The following is a 24,736-nucleotide window of genomic DNA, read 5'->3' as shown; positions in this document are numbered from 1 at the left end:
AATGGGGACTAAACAGCCCATACCCACCATTCAACGGTTACTACCGTGCGTGCGGGCGTTTGGTGCATACGGGCGTAAGAGATCGCGCCTGTCGCGAGGGTGCGGCCCCAGCCCGGAAGGGCGCGGCTCAGCGCAGTTCGCCGGCGGCTTCGAGGTCGTCGAAGAGGAGTTGGTCCACCGGGGGTACGAGCGGACGGTCGGCGTAGGAGAACCAGGCGACCTCCTCGATCTCGCTGCTGGCGGCCAGATCGCCGCGGTAGTCGGCGTAGTAGCAGCTCATCCGGACGAGGGGGGCGCCGGGACCGTCATGGGCGTGTGCCTCGTACGTACCGGCGTGGACGACCGTCTCCGGGATCAGGCCGACCGTCAACTCCTCCTCGATCTCGCGCAGCAGGGTCTGCAGATCGCTCTCGGCACCCTCGCGCTTGCCGCCCGGGATGTAGAAGACGTCCTTGCCCTGGGGCCGGGCGCAGAGAATCCTGCCGTCCTCGATCCGTACCCACGCCACCGTGTCGATCAGCACCGACGCCACCCGCCCATCACTCCGCCCTCGCCCGCCGCGCCCGGGGCACCGCCCGGCCGGGACACCACGTCCGGGAGATCGCACCCCGGACGGGCGGGACCCTACCGCCTGCGCGGCAGGGTCCCGGAACGCGGCGGACCCCCGGAGGGCGCTCCAGGCGCCCCAGGGGCTCGTGAGCGGGCCGTGCGCGGGCTCAGGAGCGGGCGCCGCCGCCCTGGCCCATGCGCTCCACCCGGTACACCTGGCGGTGCCTGCGGTCGTCGAGGCCGTCGGCGACCTTCTGCGCCTCGGCCTGTGTGGCGTATCTGCCGACGCGGTAGCGGTTGCCGCTGTCGTCCTGCCGTATCACCAGCCAAGGGAGCACGGCACCGCTGTCGCTCATCGTGTCGCTCCCCCGCATATGGCCCCTCTCTCCACCGGCGTGCACGTCGCTAAGGATCCCCAGGAAACCGCAGTACGCATATGCCCGAGCGTACGCCTGACCTTCACTCAGCGCAGGCGCCTTTACACAAAGAGATACACATCCGGCCATCACGAAGGGGGCGCATCCGCTGGATGCGCCCCCTTGGGAGCCGTGTCGCCGCTGCTCACCGCGGTCCCGCCGGATCCGACGGGGCGTCAACTCATCTGACCGGCAAGTGGTAAGCGACCCGATAGCGATCGGCGGGCACCACGACATCGGCCGTCTCCACCGCTCGCCCCGAGGCGTAGTACGTACGCCCGATCACGATGACCACATGGCCCGGCACCCCGCCGAGCGCCAGCAGCTCCTCCGCGAGCCCCGGGCGGGCGCCGACCTCCTCGGCCACGTTGTCCACGACGACGTCGATCGCCGCCATCCGGTCGACCACCCCGCAGCCGCCCAGCGGACCCTCCTCGGGGAGCATCACCGGCGTACGCCCGGTGACGGCGAGGGGCTCCCAGGAGGTGGAGAGCATGATGGGCTCACCCGCCTCACGGAACACGTAATGCGTCCGCATGACCCGGTCGCCCGGCTCGATGCCGAGCCGCTCGGCGACCTCGGCACTGGCCCCCTCCTGCTCACTGCGGGACTCCCAGGTCCCGCGCGCCCCGTCGGCGGTCTGCTCCTGGCGGAACGGGCTGGCCCCCTTCTCGGGGCGGTAACCGGAGCGGGCGATCATGCGGGGGACGGGGCGCTCGCGGACGTACGTGCCGGAGCCGGAGCGGCCCTCGACCAGCCCCTCGGCCATCAGGACCTTGCGCGCCTCCAGGGCGACGGTGTCCGAGACCCCGTACTCCTCCCGGATGCGGGCCTGCGACGGCAGGCGGGTATGGGGCGGCAGCGCGCCGTTGACGATCTTCTCCCGCAGATCGCTCGCCACGCGCAGATAGGCGGGCTGCTCACCGAAAGTCACAGGCCACTCCCAACAGGTTGACAGTCTGCAACAGCCTGACAACCGTGGGTTGTGCACCGCAAGCATGGGCCAGAGTTTCACCCAATGTGATGACACTGCGGTGGATCACGCATGAACCGGCCCCGGGCGCCAGGGCGCTTCCCGGACATTCCCTGCCCCGGATCCCGGCACCCGACACCGGTGCGCCGAGGCGGCCGTGACGGTCCCCAACTCCCCACCTCTTGACCGTTTTTGGTCCAGACCAATACCTTCCTGTGCACAGCAGGACCGGCACGATCAGCACACCCCCACACCCCTGCACAGCTCTCCACGTCCTTTTCCGCACCGGATCCCGTACCGGATCACGCACAGGAACGAGCCCCATGCGTCGAAGAGATCTGTCCCGACTGACCATCGCCGGCGTCACCCTCGCGCTGGTTGCGACCGCGGCCCCGGCCGCGACGGCCGGCAGCGGCCACGGCAAGGGCGGCGACGACCGCTCCAAGGGCCACCACCGCCCCGCGTACAAGAACATCGGCTACTTCACCCAGTGGGGCGTCTACGGACGCGACTTCCAGGTCAACGACCTGCAGACCAGCGGGACCGCGGCCAAGCTGACCCACATCAACTACGCCTTCGGCAACGTCAGCGCCGAGGGCAAGTGCTTCACCGGCAACATCCCCGGCCAGGCCGACGCCTGGGCGGACTACGCCCGCCCGCTCGACGCGGCGAACTCGGTCGACGGCGTCGCCGACACCGACACCCAGCCGCTCGCGGGCAACTTCAACCAGCTGCGCAAGCTGAAGGCAAAGAACCCCGGCCTCAAGGTCATGATCTCGCTCGGCGGCTGGAGCTGGTCCACCCACTTCTCCGACGCGGTGCGCACCGACGCCTCCCGCAAGGCGCTCGTCGCCTCCTGCATCGACCTGTACATCAAGGGCAACCTGCCCCAGGACGGGGTGCGCGGCGGCCAGGGCGCGGCGGCGGGCGTCTTCGACGGCATCGACGTCGACTGGGAGTGGCCCGGCTCACCGGCCAACGAGGGCACGGTCTTCCGTCCGGAGGACAAGAAGAACTTCACCGCCCTGATCCGCGAGTTCCGCGTCCAGCTCGACGCGCACGCCAAGAGCCGGGCCAGGGCGGAGGCGGGGTCCTCGAAGGGCAAGGGCCACGGCCACCACAAGCCGAAGCCCAAGCACTACGACCTGTCGGCGTACGTCCCCGCCAACCCCAAGGCGATCGACGCGGGCTTCGACGTGAAGCGCCTGATGAAGGACTTCGACTTCGTCAACCTCCAGGGCTACGACTACCACGTGTCGGGCGAGAAGAGGACGGCCCAGCAGTCGGCGCTCTACGCGAAGAACGACTTCAGCGTCGACCAGACCGTACGGGACTGGGTGAAGCGCGGGGCGCCGAAGAACAAGCTCGTGGTCGGCATGCCGACGTACGGCCAGGGCTGGACCGGGGTGACCGGCGGCGGCAAGGGGCTGGGCCAGCCGGCCACCGGCCCCGCCCCGGCCACCTGGGCCAACGGCTACGAGGACTACAAGGTCCTCAAGAAGCTGGCCGCCTCCGGCACGTTCACGGTCCACCGGGACACGAAGAACGGCCACGCCTGGCTCTTCGACGGGACCACGCTGTGGACGTACGACGACCCGCAGGTGCTGCGCGCCAAGACCTCGTACATCCGGGACAAGGGCCTCGCGGGCGCGATGTTCTGGTCGCTGGACGGGGACACCGAGGACGGTGAGCTGGTGACCGCGGTCCACCGCGGGCTCAACCGCCGCTAGCGCGAACGGGGCCGGGGCAGCCACGGATCGTGGCTGCCCCGGCTTTGCGTTCCAGTGGTTCGGTCCAACCGCTGTGCCAGGCTCAGAAGTGCAGGCCCCAGCTGTTGATCCGGCCGGTGTCGTACGTCCAGTTGTCCGTGACCCGGAGCTTCCAGGTGCCGTTGGCGGCGACCGAGGAGGCGTTGACCGTGTACGTGGTGACGATGTCGTCGGCGCTGCCGCCCGAGCCGAACGCCTTCAGGTTGAAGACCGTGCCGTTGGGCGCGACCAGGTCGATCTTCAGGTCACCGATGTAGGTGTGCGAGATGTTGACGGGGACCTTCAGCGCGGCCGGGGCGTTGCCGGTGATCCCGGTGACCGTCACCGGCGACTCGACCGTCGAGTTGTCGTTGATCGGGTAGCTGGTGGTGTTCTCGAACTTCTTGCCCGGGTCCGGGTCCGGCGGGTTGGTGCTGCCGGTGCCGACGTACAGCAGGCGGTTCGGCGAGCCGGTGCCGGGGTTGCCGACGACGCCCGTGGTGGCGGCGGCCACAAGACCGGCGGAGACCTGGGCGGGGGTCGAGCCCGGGTTGTCGGCGAGGTAGATCGCGGCCGCGCCGGCGACGTGCGGGCTGGCCATCGACGTACCGGAGATGGTGTTCGTGGCGGTGTCGCTGGTGTTCCACGCCGAGGCGATGGAGGAACCGGGCGCGAAGATGTCCACGACCGCACCGAAGTTGGAGAAGCTGGAGCGGGCGTCGGTGTTGGTCGTCGAGCCGACCGTGATGGCGTCGGCGACGCGCGCGGGGGACTTCGTGTTCGCGTTGGTCGACTCGTTGCCCGCCGCGACGGCGTAGGTGATGCCCGAGTTGATGGACCGCTGCACGGCCGCGTCGAGGACCGAGTCCGCGCCACCGCCGAGACTCATGTTGGCGACGGCGGGCTTCACGGCGTTGGCCGTCACCCAGTCGATACCGGCGACGACCTGAGCGGTGGTGCCGGAGCCCTGGTTGTTGAGCACCCGGACGCCGACGATCTTCGCCTTCTTGGCGACACCGTAGGCGGTGCCCGCGACGGTGCCGGCGACGTGGGTGCCGTGGCCGTGGCCGTCCTGGGCGACGTTGTCGTTGTCGATGGCGTCGTAGCCGTTGAAGGCCCGGCCGCCGAAGTCGCTGTGGCTGATCCGCACCCCGGTGTCGATGACGTAGGCGGTGACGCCCTCACCGGCCTTGTCGGGGTAGGTGTAGCGCTGGTCCAGCGGGAGGTTCCGCTGGTCGATGCGGTCCAGACCCCAGGACGGCGGGTTGGTCTGGGTGGCGTCGATGGTGAAGACGCGGTTCTGCGAGACGGACGCGACGGCCGGGTCGGCGGCGAACCTCTTCGCCTCCTCGGCGGTGGCCTCGACCTCGTAACCGTTGAGCGCCGCGCGGTAGGTGCGCTCGATGCTCGCGCCGTACTTCTTCGCCAGGGCCTTGCCCTTGGCGGAGTCGGACTTCGCGGCCGAGTCCTTCAGCGTGACGATGTAGCTGCCGCTGACGGTGTCGGGGGCGCCCGCGTTCAGGATCACGCCTTCGGGGGCGCGGTCGGCCGCGGTGGCCGGGAGGGTGCCCGCGGTGGCGAGGGCGACGGCTGCTGCGGTGGCTATGACGGTCGCCGCGGCGAGTCTTCGACGTGCGTGGGGGGTGTGACGCATCACTGACATGTGAGGGGTCCTCCTCATAGGCGGTGCGCTGGTGGGGGGTGGTGCCGGAGTTGCGCGAACTCCAGACAGGGGCATGACAAATCAGCCGTCCGAACGCCCCGGTTTCTGCGTCGTCCGTGACCGGCATGCCCTGCTGCCAGCGAAAGATTGACCGATCCATGGCAAACCCACAAGGGCGCCTTGGGCCACGCCATACGCGCGCCATTCACCTGCCATATGCCCGGCATCCGGCGGACGGTGACCGTCCGGTAACACCCCGGCGGCGGAACCCACTCTCCCACTTCCGCCCTGACCTGGCACTGACCGGTCCGCCGAGGCCGTCGGCACCCGGGCCGCGCACCGGGCCCGGAGCCCGCCGGCGGACGCGCTCTCCGGGCGGACCAATTCACCTGGGTGTTACGAAGAGATCCTGAGAACTCCTCTGCTTTGCCGCTCCCGCTCCCACTGGCCGAGGTAGGCGTCGAGCTTCGCGGACCCGGTCAGCAGCGCCCGGCCACGGCCGGCGAGGCGCGAGCGCCAGTCGCCGAGGGCCCCCTCCAGGGGTTCGAGCCCGCCGGCCGCCCGGACCCGGTCGACGAGCGGGGCGATCTGCTCCAGGAGGTAGCCACCGCGCCGGAGTTGATGGACCAGCAGGGCGTCCCGCACATCGGCCTCGCCGTACACGCGGTAGCCGGTCAGCGGATCGCGCCGGGGCCGGACCAGCCCGGCGGCCTCCCACTTGCGCAGGGTGGCGGGCCGGACGGAGAGGCGGTCGGCCAGGGGACCGATGAAGGTGGAGGTGGAGGTGGAGCTGGAGGTGGAGGAGGAGGAGCTGGAGGCGGGGGCGGGGCCTTCGGGGGGCTCCGGGGCGGCGGGCGCAGGTGTGCCGGAGCCCAGGTCCCGTAGCGCGTTCTCCACCGCCGAGAGGGTGCGCCGGTCCTCCAGGAGCTGGGCGTGGCTCTCGTCGATGAGCCGGAACGCCTCGTCCGCCGTGCCACGGTTCACCGCCCGCATGATGCCCGTCGCCGTCGGGTGGCCGTGGCCGGGGAGGAGGGCGAGGAAGGTGTCCAGGGCCTGGGCGTGCAGCGGGGAGTAGGTGCGGTAGCCGCTCTCCGTGCGTGCGGCGGCGGGCAGGATGCCGGCCTCCTCGTAGTTCCGCACGGCCTGGGTGGAGAGGCCGTGCCGACGGGCCAGATCGACCGGCCGGAGCCGTACCCGGCTTTGAGGGTTCTCCTCCATATCCACCCCACCGTCAGGCATTCACTCGACCGAAGTCTCCACCGGAAGTTCAACGATACCGTTGAAGGCATGGTCCCTGGAACCGCGCGTATCGCGCACCTCACCCATGCCCTCGACGCCTCCGCCGTCATGGAGCTGCTCCCGGGCCGCCCCCGGCTGCTCGCCCTGGGCGAGCCCACCCACGGCGAGGACGCCCTGCTCGACGTGCGCAACACACTCTTCCGGCAACTCGTCGAGCGGGAGGGGTACCGGACGATCGCCGTCGAGAGCGACTGCCTGGCGGGCCTGCGCGTGGACGCGTACGTCACCACGGGCGCCGGGACCCTGGACGAGGTCATGGAGCACGGGTTCAGCCATGGGTTCGGCGCCTCGGCCGCCAACCGCGAACTCGTGCGCTGGGCACGGGAGTACAACACCGGCCGCCCCGCCGCCGACCGACTCCGCCTCGCCGGTTTCGACGCCCCGCTGGAGATGACCGGCGCCGCGAGCCCCCGCCGGCCGCTCACCGCGCTGCACGCCTTCCTCACCTCCTGGCTCAGCGCCGACGGCCCCGCCGACGGCCTCCTCCGCCGCACCGCCGACACGCTCGACGCCCTGCTCGGCCCCGACGGCCGGTGGACCGACCCGGCCGCGCTGACGGACCCGTCACGTTCCTGCGGCCGCTCCCCCGAGGCCGCACAACTCGCTCTCATCGCGCACGACTTGGTATCCCTCCTCGACGAACGGACCCCGCAGCTGATCGCGGCGGCCGGACGGGAGGCCTGGGACCGCGCCCGCCTCCACGGCCGCACCGCCACCGGCCTGCTGAGTTACCACTCCTGGCTGGCCGACACCACGCCCGCCCGGATGACCCGGCTGGTCTCCGTCCGGGACCGGATGATGGCCGAGAACCTGCTCGCCCTCGCCGAACGGGGCCCGGTCCTGGCCTTCGCCCACAACGCCCATCTCCAGCGGGAGCGGAGTTCGATGCGGATGGGCGATGAGCGGCTGGAGTGGTGGGGCGCCGGTTCGATCGTGAGCGCGCGGCTGGGCCCGGCGTACGGGTTCCTCGCCACGGCCCTCGGCACGATCCGGCACCAGGGGGTGGACGCCCCGCCTCCGGAGACGGTGGAGGGCCTGCTGTACACGCTCCCGGAGGACCGTTTCCTCGTGGACGCGCCCGGCCTGGCCGCCGCCCTGGGCGACCCGCTGCCCGTGCCCCGCGTCTCGCCCTGGTTCGGCTACTTCGGCCTGGACCCGGCGCACCTGAGGAAGGCGGACGGGCTGGTCTTCATCAGGGACGTACGGAGCTGAGAGCCGCGTCGAGGACGGGGCACGGCCGCCCTGGGAGCACCCGCCAGGGCCATCCGGCGGGCGCGTTCACGCCACTGTCGTACGGGCGGGCGTGCCGTGGCGCCTGCCGCCGCGGCCGTCTCCCTACCTTCGTACGGTGAGCCTCTCGCGCATCTCCGTCCTCGCCCCGCTGGTCGCGGCCGCCCTGATCGCACCGCTGCCGCCCCTCCCCGACGCCGTCGCCGCCTCCACGCCCCCGTCCCCGACGCCGTCCGCCGTTCCCGCCTGCGGCCGGACGGAAGGCGAGGGCGCCCCCGGCACCTCCTGGTCCCCCACCTCCACCCGCTTCGGGGAGGCGGGGGGCTACGACCCGTACGTCGGCAACGGCTACCTGGGCCACCGGATCCCCGCGACCGGCACCGGTTACGCGGCGACCGGGGAGAAGACCGGCTGGCCGCTCTACACCCCGCGCTACGGCGGCGCGTTCGTGTCGGGGCTCTACGCACGGGACAAGGCGGTCTCCGAAGGCCGCGAGGTGATCGCCGCGCTGCCGAGCTGGACGACGGTCGAGGTGGGCGTCGGCGACGAGAGGTTCGGCACGGACACCCCGGCCGGCCGGATCTCGCACTACCGGCAGACGGTCTTCCTCAGCTGCGGCCTCGTCCGCACCTCGCTGCGGTGGACGACGGCGGACGGCCGCGCCACGGACCTGACGTACGACGTCCTGGCCGACCGCTCCGACGTCCACACCGGAGCCGTACGGCTGCGGATGACCCCGCGCTGGAGCGGTACGGCGACGGTCACCGGCCGCCTGGACGAGCGGGGCGCGCGCCGGATCATCCTGCGGAAGGACGGCACGTTCAGGACGCTCGGCACCGGCGTGGAGGGCGCGGTGGCGCAGACGATGCGCCGCGGCTCGGGGGTGGTGGAGACCCTGCACCCCGAGTCGCGTACGGCACCGAAGCCGACGCCGGTCCGCGAGGGGCGGACGTACACCTTCGAGAAGTACGTCGGCGTCGACACCGCCCTCACCTCGCCCGCCCCCGCCGAGGACGCCCGCGAGGCGGCCCACCGCGCGGCCCGGCGCGGCTGGGACCGGATCTTCGCGGCGAACGAGAGGGCCTGGCGCGGGGCGTGGTCCGCCGACGTGGTGGTCGACGGCCGTCCGGAGCTGCAGCGCCGGCTGCGCTCGGCCCAGTACGGGCTGCTCGCCAGCACCCGCCGCGGCTCCTCCGACAGCATCGCCCCAGCGGGCCTGACCAGCGACAACTACGCGGGCATGATCTTCTGGGACGCGGAGACATGGATGTTCCCGGGGCTGCTGGCGACCCGCCCGGAGCTGGCCCGCTCGGTCGTCGAATACCGCTACCGCACCCGGGACGCGGCCCGCGCGAACGCCGAGAAGTACGGCCACCGGGGCCTGTTCTACCCCTGGACCAGCGCGAGCCGGGGCCGTATGGACTCCGAGTGCCAGAGCTGGGACCCGCCGCACTGTCTGACGCAGAACCACCTCCAGGGCGATGTCTCGCTGGCCGTCTGGCAGTACTACCTCGCGACCGGTGACCGCGACTGGCTGGCGGCGCGGGGCTGGCCGCTGCTGCGCGGCATCGCGGAGTTCTGGGAGTCCCGCGCCACGGCGAACACGGACGGCACGTACTCCGTCAAGAACGTGGCCGGGCCCGACGAGTACAGCAACGGCGTGGACGACGCCGTCTTCACCAACGCCGTCGCCGCCACGGCCCTCCGTCACGCGACCCGGGCCGCCCGACTCCTCGGCCACCGCCCGCCGACGGCCTGGAACCGGGTGGCGGACGGCCTCCGCATCCCGTACGACGCCGACCGGAAGGTCTTCCTCCAGTACGCGGGGTACAACGGCTCGACCATCAAGCAGGCGGACACGGTCCTGCTGATGTACCCGCTGGAGTGGCCGATGGAGCCCGGCGCGGCCGCGGCCACCCTGGACTACTACGCGGCCCGCACCGACCCGGACGGCCCGGCGATGACGGACTCGGTGCACGCGATCGACGCGGCGGCGACCGGGGAGCCGGGCTGCTCGACGTACACGTACCTCCAGCGCGCGGTCCGGCCGTTCCTGCGGGGCCCGTACGACCTGTTCTCCGAGGCGCGCGGCGACAAGTCCGGCGCCGAGGACCCGCTCTCCGGCTTCCCGGCCGAGGACTTCCTGACCGGGAAGGGCGGCTTCCTCCAGGTCTTCACCCACGGCCTGACGGGCCTGCGCCTGCGCGAGGACGGCGTCCGCCTGGACCCGCTGCTGCCGCCCCAGCTGGGCGAGGGCGTGAAGCTGACGGGCCTGCGCTACCGGGATGCGACGTACGAGGTCGGGATCGGCCCCCGGACGAGCACGGTCCGCCTGACGTCGGGTACCCCGTTCACGGTCCACACGGCGCAGGGCCCGCGCCACCTGACCTCCGACCTGACGCTGCCCACCCGCCGCCCGGACCTGGCCCCGACGACGGACACGGCCCGCTGCCGCCCGGTGGAGGCCACCTCGGAGACCCCCGGCCTCTACGCGGAGGCGGCGGTGGACGGCTCCCCGACGACCTCCTGGTCCCCGGCCGGCGCGGAGGGGTCCCTGACGGTGGACCTGGGCCCGCAACCGCTGCGCGTCACCACGGTGACCCCGCGCTGGAACGGCGTACCGCCCGCCTCCCACACCCTGGAGACCTCCGTCGACGGCCGCTTCTGGCGCCCGTACCTGCCGGGCGACACGGCCCGCAAGGTCCGGGTGACGGTCCGCTCCGAGGACCCGGAGAAGCCGGCGGGGGTGAGTGAGCTGAGGGTGGCGGCGGAGCGGTAGGCGGGCGGTCCGCCCCGGGCGCAGGTGGCGAGGGCGGGAGGCGCCGGGGCGGAACCGGGCGCCTCCCGCCCTCGCGCCTCATCGCCCTCGCGGCTCACTCCTCCGGCTGTCGCGAGCGGCCCGAAAGCCGGAGCTCACTCCTCCGGCTGTCGCAAGCGGCCCGGAAGCCGTACCTCGCCCACCGCCTCGGCCTCGGCCTTCGCGTCGCTCACGGCTTCCGCCGCCTGCTTCGCGGCCTCGTCGGCGGCGGCCACGGCGTCCAGGGCGAGGGTGGAGTCCGCCTCCTCCAGAGCCGGGGCGGTGGCGCCCTTCTCCGCCGCAGTGTCGTCGCGGGAGGCCTCCTCGCGCTGCGGGCCGGGCGGCTGCCCCGTCGTCGAGCGGTCACCGAAAGCGGTGGTCACCGTCCGGACGGCCTCCGTCAGCTCACCGGGGATCACCCAGAAGGTGTTGTTGTCGCTGTTCGCCAGGTGCGGGAGCGTCTCCAGGTACTTGTAGGCGAGAACCTTGGCGTCGGCGTTGTTGCGGTGGACGGCCTGGAAGACGAGTTCCACGGCCTTGGACTCACCGTCGGCGCGCAGGATCATGGCCTGCTGGGTGCCCTGGGCCTCCAGGATGTCCTTCTGCTTGGTGCCCTCCGCGGTGAGGATCTTGGCCTGCCGCTCACCTTCGGCGTGCAGGATGGCGGCGCGCTTGTCCCGCTCGGCGCGCATCTGCTTCTCCATCGCCTCCTTGATGGTGTTGGGCGGGTCGATGGCCTTGATCTCGACGCGGTTGACCCGGATGCCCCACTTGCCGGTGGCCTCGTCGAGGACGGTACGGAGGCGGGCGTTGATCTCCTCGCGGGAGGTCAGGGTCCCCTCCAGGTCCATCGAACCGATGACGTTGCGCAGGGTGGTCACGGTGAGCTGGTCGATGGCCTGCAGATAGTCGGCGACCTCGTAGGCGGCGGCCCGGGGATCGGTGATCTGGTAGTAGAGCACGGTGTCGATGTTCACCACGAGGTTGTCCTCGGTGATCACCGGCTTGGGGTCGGAGGAGTACACCTGCTCACGCACGTCGAGCTTGGTGTTGACCCGGTCCGCCACCGGCAGCACGAAGTTCAGCCCCGGCTGCAGGGTGCGCCGGTACCGGCCGAACCGCTCGATGTTGTAGCGGCGCGCCTGCGGAACGATGCGCACGCTGGAGGCGGCGAGGAAGACGACCACGATCGCCGCCACGAGTATCGGGATGACTACCGGATCCATGCGTCCTCCTCTGCGTACTCCCACTGCCGGCCCCTACGGGTCCAGCCGTCCAGCCCGTCCAGCCGTTCACGGAAGCAGCTCGCGCGGATAGACGACGGCGGTGGCGCCGTCGATCTCCATGACGTCGACCAGGGCTCCCACCGGGATCACATGGCTCTCGTCGAGAGCCCGCGCGGACCACTCCTCACCGGCGAGCTTGACCAGACCATGGGTCGCGGTCACCTCCCGCACGACCTCGGCCCGCTTGCCGATCAGGGCGTCACTGCCCTCATGGGTGAGGGGCGACCCTTCCATGGCCCGCAGGGCGACGGGCCGCACGAGAGCGAGCCCGGCCACACCCACCAGCCCGAGCGCCACGAGCTGCCCGAGCAGACCGACCCCCAGACCGGCCACGACGGCGGCCACGAGCGCGGCACCGGCCAGCAGCCCGAAGACCAGCGTCAGGGTGAAGAACTCCGCGGCACCCAGGGCCGCGGCGGCCAGCAGCCACGCGAACCACGGCATCGAATCAGCCTCCCCAAGGGGACCCTCTTACACCCAAACGTACCCTCCACACCCCTAAAGGAACCGTTCGAAGCCGTTCGAAGCCTTTCGAACGAGATCAGAACCTTTTGCGCGGCTTGGCGGGCGAGCAGTTCAAGGTTCTACGCCCGACAGCATCAAGCCACGGGCTACATAACTCTCTGGCTGTGGCCCAGAGGCGTGTCCGCAAAGTCATGGGAGCCATAGCCGTAGGCAGGCGATGGGGACCAGGGTCTGGTGGTGGCGGGCTCGTTTGCCGTGACGGGTGGCGAGGGCCTTGTTCTGATTGAGGCGGTTGAAGCAGCGTTCGACGACGTTGCGGCGCCGGCAGGCGGCACGGTCGAGCCAACAGCGGCTCTCGCCTCTGCGAAGTCGTCCGTTGATCTGGTCGATCCGTTACGGGATCGTGGCGGCGACGCGGGCCGGGCGGGCCCGGGCCGGCCGCACCACGGGATGCGACTGCGGGCCATGATCGCCTCGAGCTGGGGGCAGTCGTTGATGTTCCCGCCGGTGACCGGGAACGCCAGGGGCAGGCCACGGCCATCGCAGGCAGGTGGATCTTCGTGGTCAGCCCGCCGTGGGACCAGCCGATCGCCTCACCCGGCCAGGGCCCCCTTCTCGGGCCCCGGCCGCATGCTGATGGGCCCGCACCGTGGTCAAGTCGACGCCGCCCACGGCATCGGAGTGCTGCTGGACGTGCGCCAGCAGACGGTCCCAGGTCCCGTCGGCCGACCAGCGGCGGAAGCGTTCAGACCGTCTTGCACGGCACGTAGCGCTCAAGCAGGTCACGCCAAGCGGCACCGGTGGACAGCTTCCACAGGATCCCGTTGACCACCTGCCTGCGGTCCCGCACCGGCCGACCCATCCGCGACGGGACCAGCAACGGGGCGATCGCCGCCCACGACTCATCAGTCAGCTCATGACGACGCACCACTAACGGACCAGCGACCAACCCACTTTGCGGACACGCCTTAACAGCGCATTCCGTCGCCGCCCGCGCCGCGCACGGGCCGCGTCCCACAAGAAAACGTCCCGGACGTCAGTAGTGATAACGAGCCGCGAGAATGACGATTTCCTTGTCCGTGACCAGGTAGACGAGGCGGTGCTCATCATCGATCCGCCTCGACCATGCCCCGGGCAAGTGGTATTTCAGCGGCTCGGGCTTGCCGATCCCCGTGAAGGGGTCACGCTTGACGTCCTCGATGAGCTTGTTGATCCGAGCGAGTATCTTCCGGTCGTTCTTGAGCCAGGACGTGTAGTCCTCCCAGCCCTGATCCTCGAAGACGAGCCTCACGCGGCACCCTCACGTGCCGCATCCGGCGAGTCGGGGTCGATCAGATCCCGCTCCGACACGTTGATGTTCGCCAGGGCGTTCTCGTACGCCTTGAGCAGGCGACGGGCATTCGCCGGGGAGCGCAGCAGGTACGAGCCCTCACGCAACGCGGCATAGTCCTCGGCCGAGACAAGTACGGCATTGCCGTGCTTGGAGACGATCTCGATCGCCTCGTGATTCTCGTTGACCTTTTTGATCAGCGGAAAGAGTTCCTTGCGGGCTTCACTCGCAGTTATGGACATGACCTGACCTCTCTCCTCAAGTGGTACCTAATAACGTACCACTCTCGGCCCATATCGGGCGGGCCATACGACTGACGGGCAGCCAGTTTTCCCGGCGCCACCCCAGCCCGGGCAAACGCCGAGGGGCCGACCCGGGAGGAGTCGACCCCTTCTGACCTGCATGTTTGCCACGTCAGCGACGTGGTGTTATTCCATCCGCTCAGACGTTGAAGCGGAACTCCACCACGTCCCCGTCCTGCATGACGTACTCCTTGCCCTCCATGCGCGCCTTGCCCTTGGCGCGGGCCTCGGCGACCGAGCCGGTCTCGACCAGGTCGTCGAAGGAGATGATCTCCGCCTTGATGAAGCCCTTCTGGAAGTCGGTGTGGATCACACCGGCCGCCTCGGGGGCCGTGGCGCCCTTCTTGATGGTCCAGGCGCGGGCTTCCTTCGGGCCGGCCGTGAGGTAGGTCTGCAGGCCCAGGGTGTCGAAGCCGACGCGGCCGAGGGTGGCGAGGCCGGGCTCCTCCTGGCCCATGGACTGGAGGAGCTCCAGGGCCTCGTCGTCGTCCAGCTCGATCAGCTCGGACTCGATCTTGGCGTTGAGGAAGATGGCCTCGGCGGGGGCGACCAGGGCGCGCTGCTCGTTCTTGAAGTCCTCGTCGACCAGTTCGTCCTCGTCGACGTTGAAGACGTAGAGGAACGGCTTGGTGGTGAGCAGGTGCAGCTCGTGGAGGAGCTTGCCCTTCTCGGTGGCGGCGGTGATGCCCTCGGCGAAGAGCGTCTGGCCGGACTCCAGGATCTTCCGCGCGTCCTCGACGGCGGCGAGCACCGCGACCTTCTCCTTCTGGAGGCGGGACTCCTTCGTCAGGCGCGGGATCGCCTTCTCGACGGACTGGAGGTCGGCGAGGATCAGCTCGGTGTTGATCGTCTCGATGTCGTCCTTGGGCGAGACCTTGCCGTCGACGTGGACGACGTTCTCGTCCTTGAAGGCACGGATGACCTGGCAGATCGCGTCGGACTCCCGGATGTTCGCCAGGAACTTGTTGCCCAGGCCCTCACCCTCCGACGCGCCGCGCACGATGCCGGCGATGTCGACGAAGTCCACCGTGGCCGGCAGGAGCTTCTGGGAGTTGAAGATCTCCGCGAGCTTGTTCAGGCGCGGGTCCGGGACGCCGACCACGCCGACGTTCGGCTCGATCGTGGCGAACGGGTAGTTGGCCGCCAGCACGTCGTTCTTGGTCAGGGCGTTGAACAGGGTCGACTTGCCGACATTCGGCAGACCGACGATTCCGATCGTGAGCGACACTTTGGCGACTTCCTGGAGTGAGGAGGGGGTCAGGGGCGTCCGGGGCCGGCCCGGCTGTCCGGGCCTGGTCACGGAGTGGACCGGTTCTCCAGTTTACGGGCGGGGGCGCGCGGCCCCGCACGGGTCCGCCCCGGTGGGGGCGGGGTGGGGTGCAGGGCCTGCGGCGGGGCAGGGCGCGGTGCGCGCTGCGCGTTCGTGCAGACGGCCCCGGAGCGGGGTGAGGGACGGCCCCGGAGCGGTGCGGGGTACGGCTCCGGAGCGGGGTGGCGTACGGCTCCGAACAGGGGCCGGTTTCGGCCGTGCGGCGTCGAACGCAACGCCAAGGTCGGCCAAAGGGCGTGTCCAACGCCTGATTCCGCCCGCCCCGCGACCTACGTTGTCCCCGTGGAGCAGCCCAGGACACGTCCCCCGCAGCGCAGGCCGTCGCCCTCCCCCCGGCCGGCGGCGGCCCCGCCCGGTGCGGTCGCGCCGGGGACCTTCGGTGAGTCCGCTACCGTCTACCGGGCGGCGGGACGCCCCGTGCCGCCCGTGGTGACGGCTCTGCGGCGCTTTCCCAACCCCCGGCTCACCGGGATCGGGGCCGGTCTCTTCGCCTCGCTCACCATGTTCGTGCTCGCCTGTCTGGACCGGCTGCTGTTCGACAGCTCCGAACTGGTCTACGGACTGCTGTTCCTGCCCGTCAGCGCGCTCACCGCGCTCTGGGTGCGCCCCGCCGACCTGGTCACCGCGCCGATCAGCGTGCCCATCGCCTTCGCCGTCGGCGTCTTCCCGATCTCGGGCGGATCCAGCGGTTTCGGCGGGCAGACGATGGCCCTGGTCACCGCCCTCGCCGTGCACGCCGGCTGGCTGTACGGCGGGACGCTGATCGCCGGGCTCATCGCCTCCGTACGCAAGGTCCGGCACATGCGGGCCCGGCGGCGGCACCTCGCCCTCCAGGGCCGTACGGGGGAAGGAGCCGGAGCTGCGGGGAAGGCGCGGCGGCCGGTGGCCCGGGGGCCGCAGAAGGTCGCCGGGGCGGCCGCCCGCGCCGCTGGGCCCGCCGAACGTCCACGGGCCGACGGACCGGCCGAGCGGCCCCGGGCCAGCCGGTAGCAGCCGTCGAGCAGGCGGGACCGTCCGTCGGCCGGTCGGGCGGAGGGTCGGGCAGGTCGGTAGCCGCCGTCGAGCGGGCGGGCCGGTCGGTCGAGCGGGCGGGCGGGCGGGCCGGTCGGTCGGTCAGTCGGTCAGTCGGTCAGTCGGTCAGTCGGAGGGTCCGGCAGCGCGGTGGCCGCCGTCGAGCGGGCCGGTGGGAGGGGCCGGCGGGCCCGTAGCCCCGCGGGCCGGAAGACCCTCCGGTCCGACCGGCCCGGCCCGCGGGCCGTCCGGGGCTACCTTCCCGCCGCCGCCATCGCCGCGCCCACGATCCCCGCGTTGTTCTGCAGCTCCGCCGGGACGATCTCCGCACGGACCTTCTCGATCAGCGGCAGGAACTTCTCCGCCTTGCGGCTCACACCGCCCCCGATGATGAACAGCTCCGGCGAGAACAGCATCTCCACGTGCAGCAGGTACTTCTGCACCCGGTGCGCCCAGTGCTGCCAGCTCAGGTCCTCGTCCTCCCGGGCCTTGGTGGAGGCGCGCTTCTCCGCCTCGTGGCCGTGCAGCTCCAGGTGGCCCAGCTCGGTGTTGGGGACCAGGCGGCCGTCGACGAAGATCGCGCTGCCGATGCCCGTACCGAGCGTCAGCATGATGACCGTGCCCTTCCGGCCCCGGCCCGCGCCGAACGTCATCTCCGCGACCCCGGCGGCGTCCGCGTCGTTCAGGATCGTGACGGGCTGGCCGACCCGGTCGCCCAGCAGGGCGCGGGCGTCGGTGTCGATCCAGCCCTTGTCGACATTGGCCGCGGTGCGCGTGGTGCCGTCCGTGACGACGCCCGGGAACGTGATCCCGATCGGGCCCGACCAGTCGAAGTGGCCGACGACCTCGGCCACGCAGTCGGCCACGCGGTCGGGCGTGGCCGGCTGCGGTGTCAGCACCTTGTGGCGCTCGCGCGCCAGGTCTCCTCGGTCCAGATCCACGGGAGCGCCCTTGATCCCGGATCCGCCGATGTCCACGCCGAAGATCTCCATGGCAACACCGTACGGGCAGGCCGGGCGCCGTGCGCGGCTACTCGGCGGAAAGGGCGGCGGCCTCGGCCCGCAGGTCGCGGCGGAGCTCCTTGGGGAGCGAGAACGTGATCGACTCGTCGGCCGTCTTGACCGTCTCCACGTCCGCGTAACCCCGCTCCGCGAGCCACTCCAGGACGCCGTCGACGAGGACGTCCGGCACCGAGGCCCCGGAGGTCAGGCCGACCGTGGTCACGCCTTCCAGCCACGCCTCGTCGATCTCGCTCGCGAAGTCGACCAGGTGGGCGGCGGGGGCACCGGCGTCGAGGGCGACCTCGACCATGCGGATGGAGTTCGAGGAGTTCTTCGAGCCGACCACGATGACCAGCTCGGCGTCCTCGGCCAGCTTCTTGACCGCGATCTGGCGGTTCTGCGTGGCGTAGCAGATGTCGTCGCTGGGCGGCGAGAGGAGGTTCGGGAACTTCGACTTGAGCGCGTCCACCGTCTCCATCGTCTCGTCGACGGAGAGGGTGGTCTGGGAGAGCCAGACGACCTTCGACTCGTCGCGGACCTCGACGTTCGCCACGTCCTCGGGGCCGTCGACCAGCTGGATGTGGTCGGGGGCCTCGCCGGAGGTGCCGATGACCTCCTCGTGGCCCTCGTGGCCGATCAGGAGGATGTCGTAGTCCTCCTTGGCGAACCGGACGGCTTCCTTGTGGACCTTGGTGACCAGCGGGCAGGTCGCGTCGATGGTGGCGAGCTTGCGCTCGGCGGCCTCCGCGTGGACGGTGGGCGCGACTCCGTGCGCGGAGAACATCACGATGGAGCCCTCGGGCACCTCCGCGGTGACGTCCACGAAGATCGCGCCCTTCTTCTCCAGGGTCTGCACGACGTACTTGTTGTGCACGATCTCGTGACGGACGTAGATCGGGGCCCCGTACTGCTCCAGGGCCTTCTCGACGGCGATCACGGCGCGGTCCACGCCCGCGCAGTAGCCACGCGGAGCGGCGAGCAGGACACGGCGGGTGTTACTGCGGCGCGAAGCGCCTCCACTCGGGGCGGCGGCGGGTGACGGGCTGGGCGTTGCAGTCATGCCTCCCATCGTAAGGCCGTACCGAACAGGCGCCATGACGGCCGGGTGGACAGACTGGTGGTGACGTGCGGTCACGGTCGGTGAGGGTGGAGGGTTCATGGCGTCGTCGGTCCCGGGGAGCGACAGCGGGAGCAGCAGCGGAAGCGAGAGCAGGAGCGAGAGCGGAAGCGGAAGCGGCGTTCAGGAAGGGCGGTTGCGGCGGACTCTCGGGTTCCGGGATCTCGTCGTCTACGGGCTCCTCTTCATCGCCCCCATGGCCCCCGTCGGCATCTTCGGCACCCTGGACGCCAAGTCCGGCGGTTCGGTCGCCCTCGTCTATGTGGTGGCCACCGTCGTCATGGGGTTCACCGCCTTCAGCTACGCCCAGATGGTGCGGGTCGCGCCCTTCGCGGGCTCGGTCTTCACATATGCCCGCAAGGGGCTCGGGGAAGGGCCCGGGTTCATCGCGGGATGGATGGCAATGCTCGACTATCTGCTGATCCCGGCCGTCGCCTACCTCTTCTCCGGGATCGCGATGAACGCCCTGGTCCCGGAGGTGTCGCGGTGGGTGTGGACCGCGATCGCCGTGCTCGTGACCACGCTGCTCAATCTCTGGGGCGTACGGGCGGCGGCGCGGGTCGGGTTCGCCGTGCTGGCCATGGAGATCGTGGTGCTGCTGGTCTTCGTGGTGTCGGCCGTGGTCGTTCTCGTACGGGACGGGGCGCAGCGCGGGTGGCTGACGCCGTTCACCGGGGACACGGCGTTCTCCCTGGCGGCGGTGCTGGGGGCGGTCTCGGTGGCCGTGCTGTCGTACCTGGGGTTCGACGCCATCGCCTCGTTCGCGGAGGAGGTGACGGGCGGGTCGCAGAAGGTGGCCAGGGCCGTGCTGTTCTGCCTGGTGCTCGCGGGTTCCCTGTTCATCGTGCAGACCTATCTGGCGGCGCTCCTGGAGCCGATGAGCTCCGCGGAGCTGGCGGCGGACCCGGCGGCGCAGGGGTCGGCCTTCTACGACGCGGTCGACGCCTCCGTGGGGACCTGGCTGCACGATCTGGTGGCGGTCAGCAAGGCGATCGGGGCGGCGTTCGCGGCGCTGGCGGGGCAGGCCGCGGCCGGGCGCCTCGTCTTCGCGATGGCCCGGGAGCGGCGGCTGCCGGGCCTCCTCGCCAAGGTCGATCCGAAGTCGGGCGTGCCGCGGCTCGCGATCCTGGGCGCGGCCGTCGTGACGCTGGTGGCGGCGGTGTGGGCCGCCCGGCGCGACGACGGGCTGGACCATCTGGTGTCGGTCGTCGACATCGGGGCGCTGACCGCCTTCGTGCTGCTGCACGCGTCGGTGGTCGGCTGGTTCGCCGTACGGCGGATGGCCGGGGAGCCCGTCTGGTGGAAACACGTGCTGGTACCGGTGGTGGGGGCGGGGATCCTCGTCGCCGTCATCGTGGAGGCCACGACGAGCGCGCAGGTGGTGGGGCTGTGCTGGCTGGGCGTCGGGCTCGTGGTCCTGGCGGTCCAGGGGACGGGGGCGCGGGGGGCGCGGACCGGGCCGTGAGGAGACCTGCTCCCGGCCGGTGAGGGACGCCCCTTCCCTGGACGGCGGCAGCCCGGGCCCCCTTGCCCGTACAGCGGTGGTCGGGTGTCCTGTTCCGTATGGACGTGGCCGGGTGTCCCGTTCCCGTAGGGAAGTGACCGGGTGTCCCGTTCCCGTAGGGAAGTGGCCGAGTGCCCCGTTCCCGTAGGGAAGTGGCCGAGTGCCCCGTTCCCGTAGGGAAGTGGCCGAGTGCCCCTTTCCCGCACAGCGGCGGCCGGGTGCCCCTTTCCCGTACGGCAGCGGAGTGCACCGTTCCCGTACAGCGGCGGGGTGCCCGTTCCCCGTCCGGGCGGGCGCTGTTCCCGCTCTGCGCAGGGGGCGCCGTTCCCGTGCGGCGGTCGCCCGGTCGCCTCCGCAGGCCGCCTCCGCTGTCAGTGGGGCCCTATACGCTCGGGCGCATGGCTCTCAACACGTCCGCGGAAGCGCCGCTGCCCGTCGGTGAGGTGTCGCGCCTGATCGGGGGGTGGATCGACCGGCTCGGTGCCATCTGGGTGGAGGGGCAGATCACCCAGCTCTCGCGGCGGCCGGGGGCCGGGGTCGTCTTCCTGACCCTGCGCGACCCGTCCCATGACATCTCGGTGAGCGTGACCTGCTTCCGGCAGGTGTTCGACCGGATCGCCGACGTGGTGAGCGAGGGTGCGCGGGTCGTCGTCCTCGCCAAGCCCGAGTGGTACGCGCCCCGGGGGCAGCTGTCGCTCCGGGCCACCGACATACGGCCGGTCGGCATCGGTGAGTTGCTGGTGCGGCTGGAGCAGCTGAAGAAGTCGCTGGCCGCCGAGGGGCTCTTCGCACTGGACCGGAAGAAGCCGCTCCCCTTCCTGCCGCAGCTCGTCGGGCTGGTCTGCGGGCGGGCCTCCGCCGCCGAGCGCGATGTCCTGGAGAACGCCCGGCGGCGCTGGCCCGCCGTGCGCTTCGAGGTCCGCAACACCGCCGTGCAGGGGGTGAACGCGGTCGCCCAGGTGGTCCAGGCGGTCGAGGAGCTGGACGCGCTGCCCGAGGTGGACGTGATCGTGGTGGCCCGGGGCGGCGGCAGCGTGGAGGATCTGCTGCCGTTCTCCGACGAGCAGCTGATCCGGGCCGTGGCCGGCTGTCGTACGCCGGTGGTCTCCGCGATCGGCCACGAACCGGACTCCCCGCTGTTGGACCTGGTGGCCGACCTGCGCGCCTCCACCCCCACCGACGCGGCCAAGAAGGTCGTGCCGGACGTGGGCGAGGAGCTGGAGCGGGTGCGGCAGCTCCGGGACCGGGCCCTGCGGACCGTCCGGGGGATCCTGGACCGCGAGGAGCGGGGGCTCGCGCACGCCCTGGGGCGCCCCTCGATGGAGCACCCCCAGCGGCTGGTGGACGAGCGGGAGGCGGAGGTCGACGCGCTCGTCGGGCGCAGCCGCCGGGTGCTGGGCCATCTGCTGGACCGGGCCGATTCGGAGCTGGCGCACACCCGGGCCCGGGTCGTCTCGCTCTCGCCCGCCGCCACGCTGGAGCGGGGGTACGCGGTGCTCCAGCGCCCCGACGGCCATGTGGTCCGCTCCCCCGCCGAGGCCGGGGGGCCCGGTGAGCCGCTGCGGGCGCGGGTGTCGGAGGGCGAGTTCACCGTGCGGGTGGACGTGGACGCGCGGGAGCCGTAGGAGCAGGACCGCGAAGGACGGCGGGCACAGGGGGGTGCGGTCCCGGCGACGGAGCGCGCCAGCACGCGTACGGGTCACGGTGGTGGGCCCGTCGCATCGGATATCGGCAGATCTAGGGTGGATCACATGACGGACGACGGTACGGCGGCGGCTGCCGCGACGAGCACGCTCGGGTACGAGCAGGCGCGGGACGAGCTGATCGAGGTCGTGCGCCGGCTGGAGGCGGGCGGCACGACGCTGGAGGAGTCCCTGGCCCTGTGGGAGCGGGGCGAGGAGCTGGCGAAGATCTGCCGCCACTGGCTGGAGGGCGCCCGGGCCCGGCTGGACGCGGCGCTGGCCCGCCCCCAGGAGGACGAGTCCGCGGGCTCCTGAGCGCCGGTCCGCGTGTGGAGTGGACCACTCCCCTCCGGTTTTAGTTGAAAGTTAACCTACCTCTCCGTTACGGTTCTGTGCGTTGCTCACTCATGCACACATCCCCGTCCGGAAGGTCTCTCCCGATGTCCCTCGCCCTCGACCCCGCCGCTCAGGACCTCCTCTTCCGCGAGGCCCGTACCGCCAACACCTTCACCGACGAGCCCGTGACCGACGAGCAGGTCCAGGCGATCTACGACCTGGTGAAGTTCGGCCCCACCGCCTTCAACCAGTCGCCGCTGCGCGTCGTCCTGGTCCGCTCCGCCGAGGGCCGCGAGCGGCTGGTCCAGCACATGGCCGAGGGCAACCGCCCCAAGACCGCCACCGCCCCGCTGGTCGCGATCCTGGCCGCCGACAACGAGTTCCACGAGGAGCTTCCGGCGCTGCTGCCGCACTTCCCGCAGGCCAAGGACATGTTCTTCGCGGAGCGCCCGGTCCGCGAGTCGGCCGCCGGCCTCAACGCCGCGCTCCAGGCCGCCTACTTCATCATCGGCATCCGGGCCGCCGGTCTGGCCGCCGGGCCGATGACCGGTTACGACGCCGCCGGCATCCAGAAGGAGTTCCTGGACGACGACCACACCCCGCTGATGGTCGTCAACATCGGCAAGCCGGGCGAGGACGCCTGGTTCCCGCGCAGCCCGCGCCTGTCGTACGACGAGGTCATCACCACCGTCTGAGCGGCCACCCGCCAGGCACCATGCGAAAGGGGCCCCGGAACACCCTGTGTTCCCGGGCCCCTTCGCGTACGTACGGAGAAGAGCCGGACCGCGCGTGCGTACGGAGAAGAGCCGGACCGCGCGTCAGGAAGCCGGGGCGGAAGCCGAGGCCGACGGGGACGCCTCAGGGCCGCCGGCCGGCTCCGTCCGCAGCGCCTCGACCATCTCCACCAGCCGTTCCTTGGGCGCCGAGCCCGTCACCACGGTGGTGTGCCCCTTCTCCGGCAGGACCAGGGCGTCGTACTTCTCGCCCTCCCAGTACTGCCACTCACGGCCCGCGATCGTCTCCGTCCCACCCGTGTTCCTCGCCTTCTGGCTCACCTGGGGGACGTACTCGCGCGGAGTGGTGGTGGACTGCTCGACGGCGACGTACTTGCCGTCCGGGTCGAGGAAGCCGAGGTGCCAGGCCTGGCCCGCGGCCCCGTCGTACGACACGGAGGTCGGCTTCCACTTCTCCGGCAGGCCCTCCGGCGCGGCGACCGGATAGGGGGCCGTGACGCGCACCGTCGCCAGTTCCACGGTGAAGTCGACCCGCTTGACGGGGTCGAGGTTCTCGTCGTGCGGAACGAACATGTAGATGACACCCGCACAGGCGGCGGTCACCAGGGTCGACAGGAACATGTTCCGGACCGTCTGCTTGCCTCGCTTGCTTGCCACGGCATCCATGGTGGCACGGGGCCCGGCGCGCCCGGCCGCAGGGTCGGGCCGGCCGCGGGCGTTGACGGTGCGTGGCGGCGGTGACACGGAACGGGGCGCTCATGCGTGACCCGCACTGCTCATTTTATCGACCTACCGATAGAGTCACAGCACCCTCATATCCGGTCGTCGCCGTACAGAAAGGTGCGCTCCGATGTCCGAGCATCATCTGCCGTCCCCCTTGGAGGTCTCCCCGGAGGCCCCCGACCGCAACCTGGCCCTGGAGTTGGTCCGGGTCACCGAGGCCGCCGCGATGGCCGCCGGGCGCTGGGTGGGCCGCGGCGACAAGATCGGCGCCGACGGCGCCGCCGTGAAGGCCATGCGCACCCTCGTCTCGACCGTCTCGATGAACGGCGTCGTCGTCATCGGCGAGGGCGAGAAGGACGAGGCCCCCATGCTGTTCAACGGCGAGCGGGTCGGTGACGGCACCGGCGCCGAGGTCGACATCGCCGTCGACCCGATCGACGGGACCACGCTCAACGCCAAGGGCATGCCGAACGCGATCGCCGTACTGGCGGCCGCCGACCGCGGGGCGATGTTCGACCCGTCCGCGGTCTTCTACATGGACAAGCTGGTCACGGGGCCCGAGGCGGCGGACTTCGTGGACATCAACGCCCCGGTGTCGGTGAACATCCGGCGCGTCGCCCGGGCGAAGAACTCCACGCCCGAGGACGTCACCGTCGTCGTCCTGGACCGCCCGCGCCACGAGGGCATCGTCAAGGAGATCCGCGAGACCGGCGCCCGGATCAAGTTCATCTCCGACGGCGACGTCGCGGGCTCGATCATGGCCGCCCGCGAGGGCACCGGCGTCGACCTGCTGATGGGCATCGGCGGCACCCCCGAGGGCATCATCTCGGCGTGCGCCATAAAGTGCCTGGGCGGTGTCATCCAGGGCAAGCTCTGGCCCAAGGACGAGGCGGAGCGGCAGAAGGCGCTGGACGCGGGCCACGACCTGGACCGGGTGCTCTCCACCGACGACCTGGTCAGCGGCGACAACGTGTTCTTCGTGGCGACGGGGATCACCGACGGTGAGCTGATGCGCGGTGTGCGGTACCGCGCGGAGACGGCGACCACCGAGTCGATCGTGATGCGCTCCAAGTCCGGCACGATCCGGACGATCTCCTCGACCCACCGGCTGTCGAAGCTGCGCGCCTACAGCGCCATCGACTTCGACCGCGCGCAGTAGACCAGCGCGCGAGGCGGCCGAGGACGAAGGCGGCGTACGGGGGAGGGGGCGCGGGGCCACGGGCCCGCGCCCCCTCCCCCG

The 24,736-nt window shown here is 71.2% G+C and carries 22 protein-coding genes and 1 pseudogene; 9 read left to right on the top strand and 14 right to left on the bottom strand.

Going from position 1 to position 24,736, the window contains the following annotated elements:
* Window positions 1–127: 127 nt before the first annotated feature.
* From ACQ9ZG_RS22625 to ACQ9ZG_RS22615, 3 genes are all read right to left on the bottom strand, one after another.
* Window positions 128–532 carry an NUDIX hydrolase gene (locus ACQ9ZG_RS22625; protein ID WP_028416184.1) on the bottom strand — a complete coding sequence of 135 codons (405 nt, stop codon included), beginning with the start codon at window positions 530–532 and terminating at the stop codon, window positions 128–130.
* 184 nt (window positions 533–716) lie between these two features.
* Window positions 717–923, bottom strand: a complete 207-nt coding sequence (locus ACQ9ZG_RS22620; protein ID WP_018490218.1) for a hypothetical protein — start codon at window positions 921–923, stop codon at window positions 717–719.
* A 223-nt stretch (window positions 924–1,146) separates the two neighbouring features.
* Complete coding sequence (locus ACQ9ZG_RS22615) at window positions 1,147–1,899, bottom strand: GntR family transcriptional regulator (protein ID WP_084992482.1); 753 nt, start codon at window positions 1,897–1,899, stop codon at window positions 1,147–1,149.
* A gap of 362 nt (window positions 1,900–2,261) precedes the next feature.
* Between ACQ9ZG_RS22615 and ACQ9ZG_RS22610 the strand changes: the two genes are divergently transcribed.
* Window positions 2,262–3,668 (top strand): glycoside hydrolase family 18 protein, encoded by a 1,407-nt coding sequence (locus tag ACQ9ZG_RS22610; protein WP_109914530.1) that lies wholly within the window; start codon window positions 2,262–2,264, stop codon window positions 3,666–3,668.
* Window positions 3,669–3,750: 82 nt separating this feature from the next.
* On the opposite strand, the gene ACQ9ZG_RS22605 is transcribed toward ACQ9ZG_RS22610, so the two are convergent.
* Both ACQ9ZG_RS22605 and ACQ9ZG_RS22600 read right to left on the bottom strand, forming a co-directional pair.
* Window positions 3,751–5,349, bottom strand: coding sequence for a S8 family peptidase (locus ACQ9ZG_RS22605; RefSeq protein WP_028416181.1), 1,599 nt, complete (start codon window positions 5,347–5,349; stop codon window positions 3,751–3,753).
* A 396-nt stretch (window positions 5,350–5,745) separates the two neighbouring features.
* Window positions 5,746–6,567, bottom strand: a complete 822-nt coding sequence (locus tag ACQ9ZG_RS22600; RefSeq protein ID WP_109914531.1) for a TioE family transcriptional regulator — start codon at window positions 6,565–6,567, stop codon at window positions 5,746–5,748.
* A 69-nt stretch (window positions 6,568–6,636) separates the two neighbouring features.
* Between ACQ9ZG_RS22600 and ACQ9ZG_RS22595 the strand changes: the two genes are divergently transcribed.
* Window positions 6,637–7,860 (top strand): erythromycin esterase family protein, encoded by a 1,224-nt coding sequence (locus ACQ9ZG_RS22595; protein WP_109914532.1) that lies wholly within the window; start codon window positions 6,637–6,639, stop codon window positions 7,858–7,860.
* Between the two features lie 136 nt (window positions 7,861–7,996).
* On the top strand, window positions 7,997–10,657 hold the full coding sequence (locus ACQ9ZG_RS22590; protein ID WP_499281170.1) for a glycosyl hydrolase family 65 domain-containing protein: 2,661 nt from the start codon (window positions 7,997–7,999) through the stop codon (window positions 10,655–10,657).
* A gap of 134 nt (window positions 10,658–10,791) precedes the next feature.
* Here the strand turns inward: ACQ9ZG_RS22590 and ACQ9ZG_RS22585 are convergent, their stop codons facing one another.
* The 6 genes and pseudogenes from ACQ9ZG_RS22585 to ychF all read right to left on the bottom strand — a co-directional run bounded on the left by ACQ9ZG_RS22585 (window position 10,792) and on the right by ychF (window position 15,286).
* Window positions 10,792–11,901 (bottom strand): SPFH domain-containing protein, encoded by a 1,110-nt coding sequence (locus tag ACQ9ZG_RS22585; RefSeq protein ID WP_109915406.1) that lies wholly within the window; start codon window positions 11,899–11,901, stop codon window positions 10,792–10,794.
* A gap of 66 nt (window positions 11,902–11,967) precedes the next feature.
* On the bottom strand, window positions 11,968–12,405 hold the full coding sequence (locus tag ACQ9ZG_RS22580) for an NfeD family protein (protein WP_028416176.1): 438 nt from the start codon (window positions 12,403–12,405) through the stop codon (window positions 11,968–11,970).
* A gap of 210 nt (window positions 12,406–12,615) precedes the next feature.
* Window positions 12,616–13,375: pseudogene (locus ACQ9ZG_RS22575) on the bottom strand (IS5 family transposase).
* An 87-nt stretch (window positions 13,376–13,462) separates the two neighbouring features.
* The gene (locus ACQ9ZG_RS22570) at window positions 13,463–13,717 is read right to left on the bottom strand and encodes a Txe/YoeB family addiction module toxin (RefSeq protein ID WP_018491028.1); all 255 of its coding nucleotides are present in this window, start codon (window positions 13,715–13,717) and stop codon (window positions 13,463–13,465) included.
* A complete protein-coding gene (locus ACQ9ZG_RS22565; RefSeq protein WP_018491027.1) occupies window positions 13,714–13,998 on the bottom strand; it encodes a type II toxin-antitoxin system Phd/YefM family antitoxin in 285 nt (94 codons plus the stop codon). The genes ACQ9ZG_RS22570 and ACQ9ZG_RS22565 overlap by 4 nt, the downstream gene beginning before the upstream one ends.
* A gap of 199 nt (window positions 13,999–14,197) precedes the next feature.
* Window positions 14,198–15,286 (bottom strand): redox-regulated ATPase YchF, encoded by a 1,089-nt coding sequence (gene ychF, locus ACQ9ZG_RS22560; protein ID WP_018491026.1) that lies wholly within the window; start codon window positions 15,284–15,286, stop codon window positions 14,198–14,200.
* 519 nt (window positions 15,287–15,805) lie between these two features.
* Between ychF and ACQ9ZG_RS22555 the strand changes: the two genes are divergently transcribed.
* Window positions 15,806–16,378, top strand: a complete 573-nt coding sequence (locus ACQ9ZG_RS22555) for a DUF6542 domain-containing protein (RefSeq protein ID WP_499281629.1) — start codon at window positions 15,806–15,808, stop codon at window positions 16,376–16,378.
* A gap of 275 nt (window positions 16,379–16,653) precedes the next feature.
* Here ACQ9ZG_RS22555 and ppgK read toward each other — a convergent pair whose 3' ends face one another.
* Window positions 16,654–17,391 carry a polyphosphate--glucose phosphotransferase gene (gene ppgK, locus ACQ9ZG_RS22550; protein WP_103416535.1) on the bottom strand — a complete coding sequence of 246 codons (738 nt, stop codon included), beginning with the start codon at window positions 17,389–17,391 and terminating at the stop codon, window positions 16,654–16,656.
* A gap of 37 nt (window positions 17,392–17,428) precedes the next feature.
* A complete protein-coding gene (locus ACQ9ZG_RS22545) occupies window positions 17,429–18,460 on the bottom strand; it encodes a 4-hydroxy-3-methylbut-2-enyl diphosphate reductase (RefSeq protein ID WP_078507746.1) in 1,032 nt (343 codons plus the stop codon).
* A gap of 97 nt (window positions 18,461–18,557) precedes the next feature.
* On the opposite strand from ACQ9ZG_RS22545, the gene ACQ9ZG_RS22540 reads away from it, so the two are divergent.
* The 4 genes from ACQ9ZG_RS22540 (at window position 18,558) to ACQ9ZG_RS22525 (ending at window position 22,734) form a co-directional block, all read left to right on the top strand.
* Window positions 18,558–19,982, top strand: coding sequence for an APC family permease (locus tag ACQ9ZG_RS22540; RefSeq protein ID WP_181398211.1), 1,425 nt, complete (start codon window positions 18,558–18,560; stop codon window positions 19,980–19,982).
* Window positions 19,983–20,419: 437 nt separating this feature from the next.
* Complete coding sequence (gene xseA, locus ACQ9ZG_RS22535) at window positions 20,420–21,646, top strand: exodeoxyribonuclease VII large subunit (RefSeq protein WP_109915170.1); 1,227 nt, start codon at window positions 20,420–20,422, stop codon at window positions 21,644–21,646.
* 126 nt (window positions 21,647–21,772) lie between these two features.
* Window positions 21,773–22,018 (top strand): exodeoxyribonuclease VII small subunit, encoded by a 246-nt coding sequence (locus tag ACQ9ZG_RS22530; protein ID WP_028416170.1) that lies wholly within the window; start codon window positions 21,773–21,775, stop codon window positions 22,016–22,018.
* Between the two features lie 125 nt (window positions 22,019–22,143).
* A complete protein-coding gene (locus ACQ9ZG_RS22525) occupies window positions 22,144–22,734 on the top strand; it encodes a malonic semialdehyde reductase (RefSeq protein WP_018490456.1) in 591 nt (196 codons plus the stop codon).
* Window positions 22,735–22,857: 123 nt separating this feature from the next.
* Here the strand turns inward: ACQ9ZG_RS22525 and ACQ9ZG_RS22520 are convergent, their stop codons facing one another.
* Window positions 22,858–23,439, bottom strand: a complete 582-nt coding sequence (locus tag ACQ9ZG_RS22520) for a DUF4245 domain-containing protein (RefSeq protein WP_078562510.1) — start codon at window positions 23,437–23,439, stop codon at window positions 22,858–22,860.
* Window positions 23,440–23,623: 184 nt separating this feature from the next.
* Here ACQ9ZG_RS22520 and glpX point away from each other — a divergent pair, with 184 nt between their 5' ends.
* A complete protein-coding gene (glpX, locus tag ACQ9ZG_RS22515) occupies window positions 23,624–24,655 on the top strand; it encodes a class II fructose-bisphosphatase (protein WP_018490454.1) in 1,032 nt (343 codons plus the stop codon).
* Window positions 24,656–24,736: the final 81 nt, after the last annotated feature.

It is taken from the genome of Streptomyces araujoniae, from assembly GCF_050871195.1.
Classification (GTDB): Bacteria; Actinomycetota; Actinomycetes; order Streptomycetales; family Streptomycetaceae; genus Streptomyces; species Streptomyces bacillaris.
Note: the sequence above shows the minus strand (reverse complement) of the source record. Positions and strands in the feature narration are given on the sequence as shown.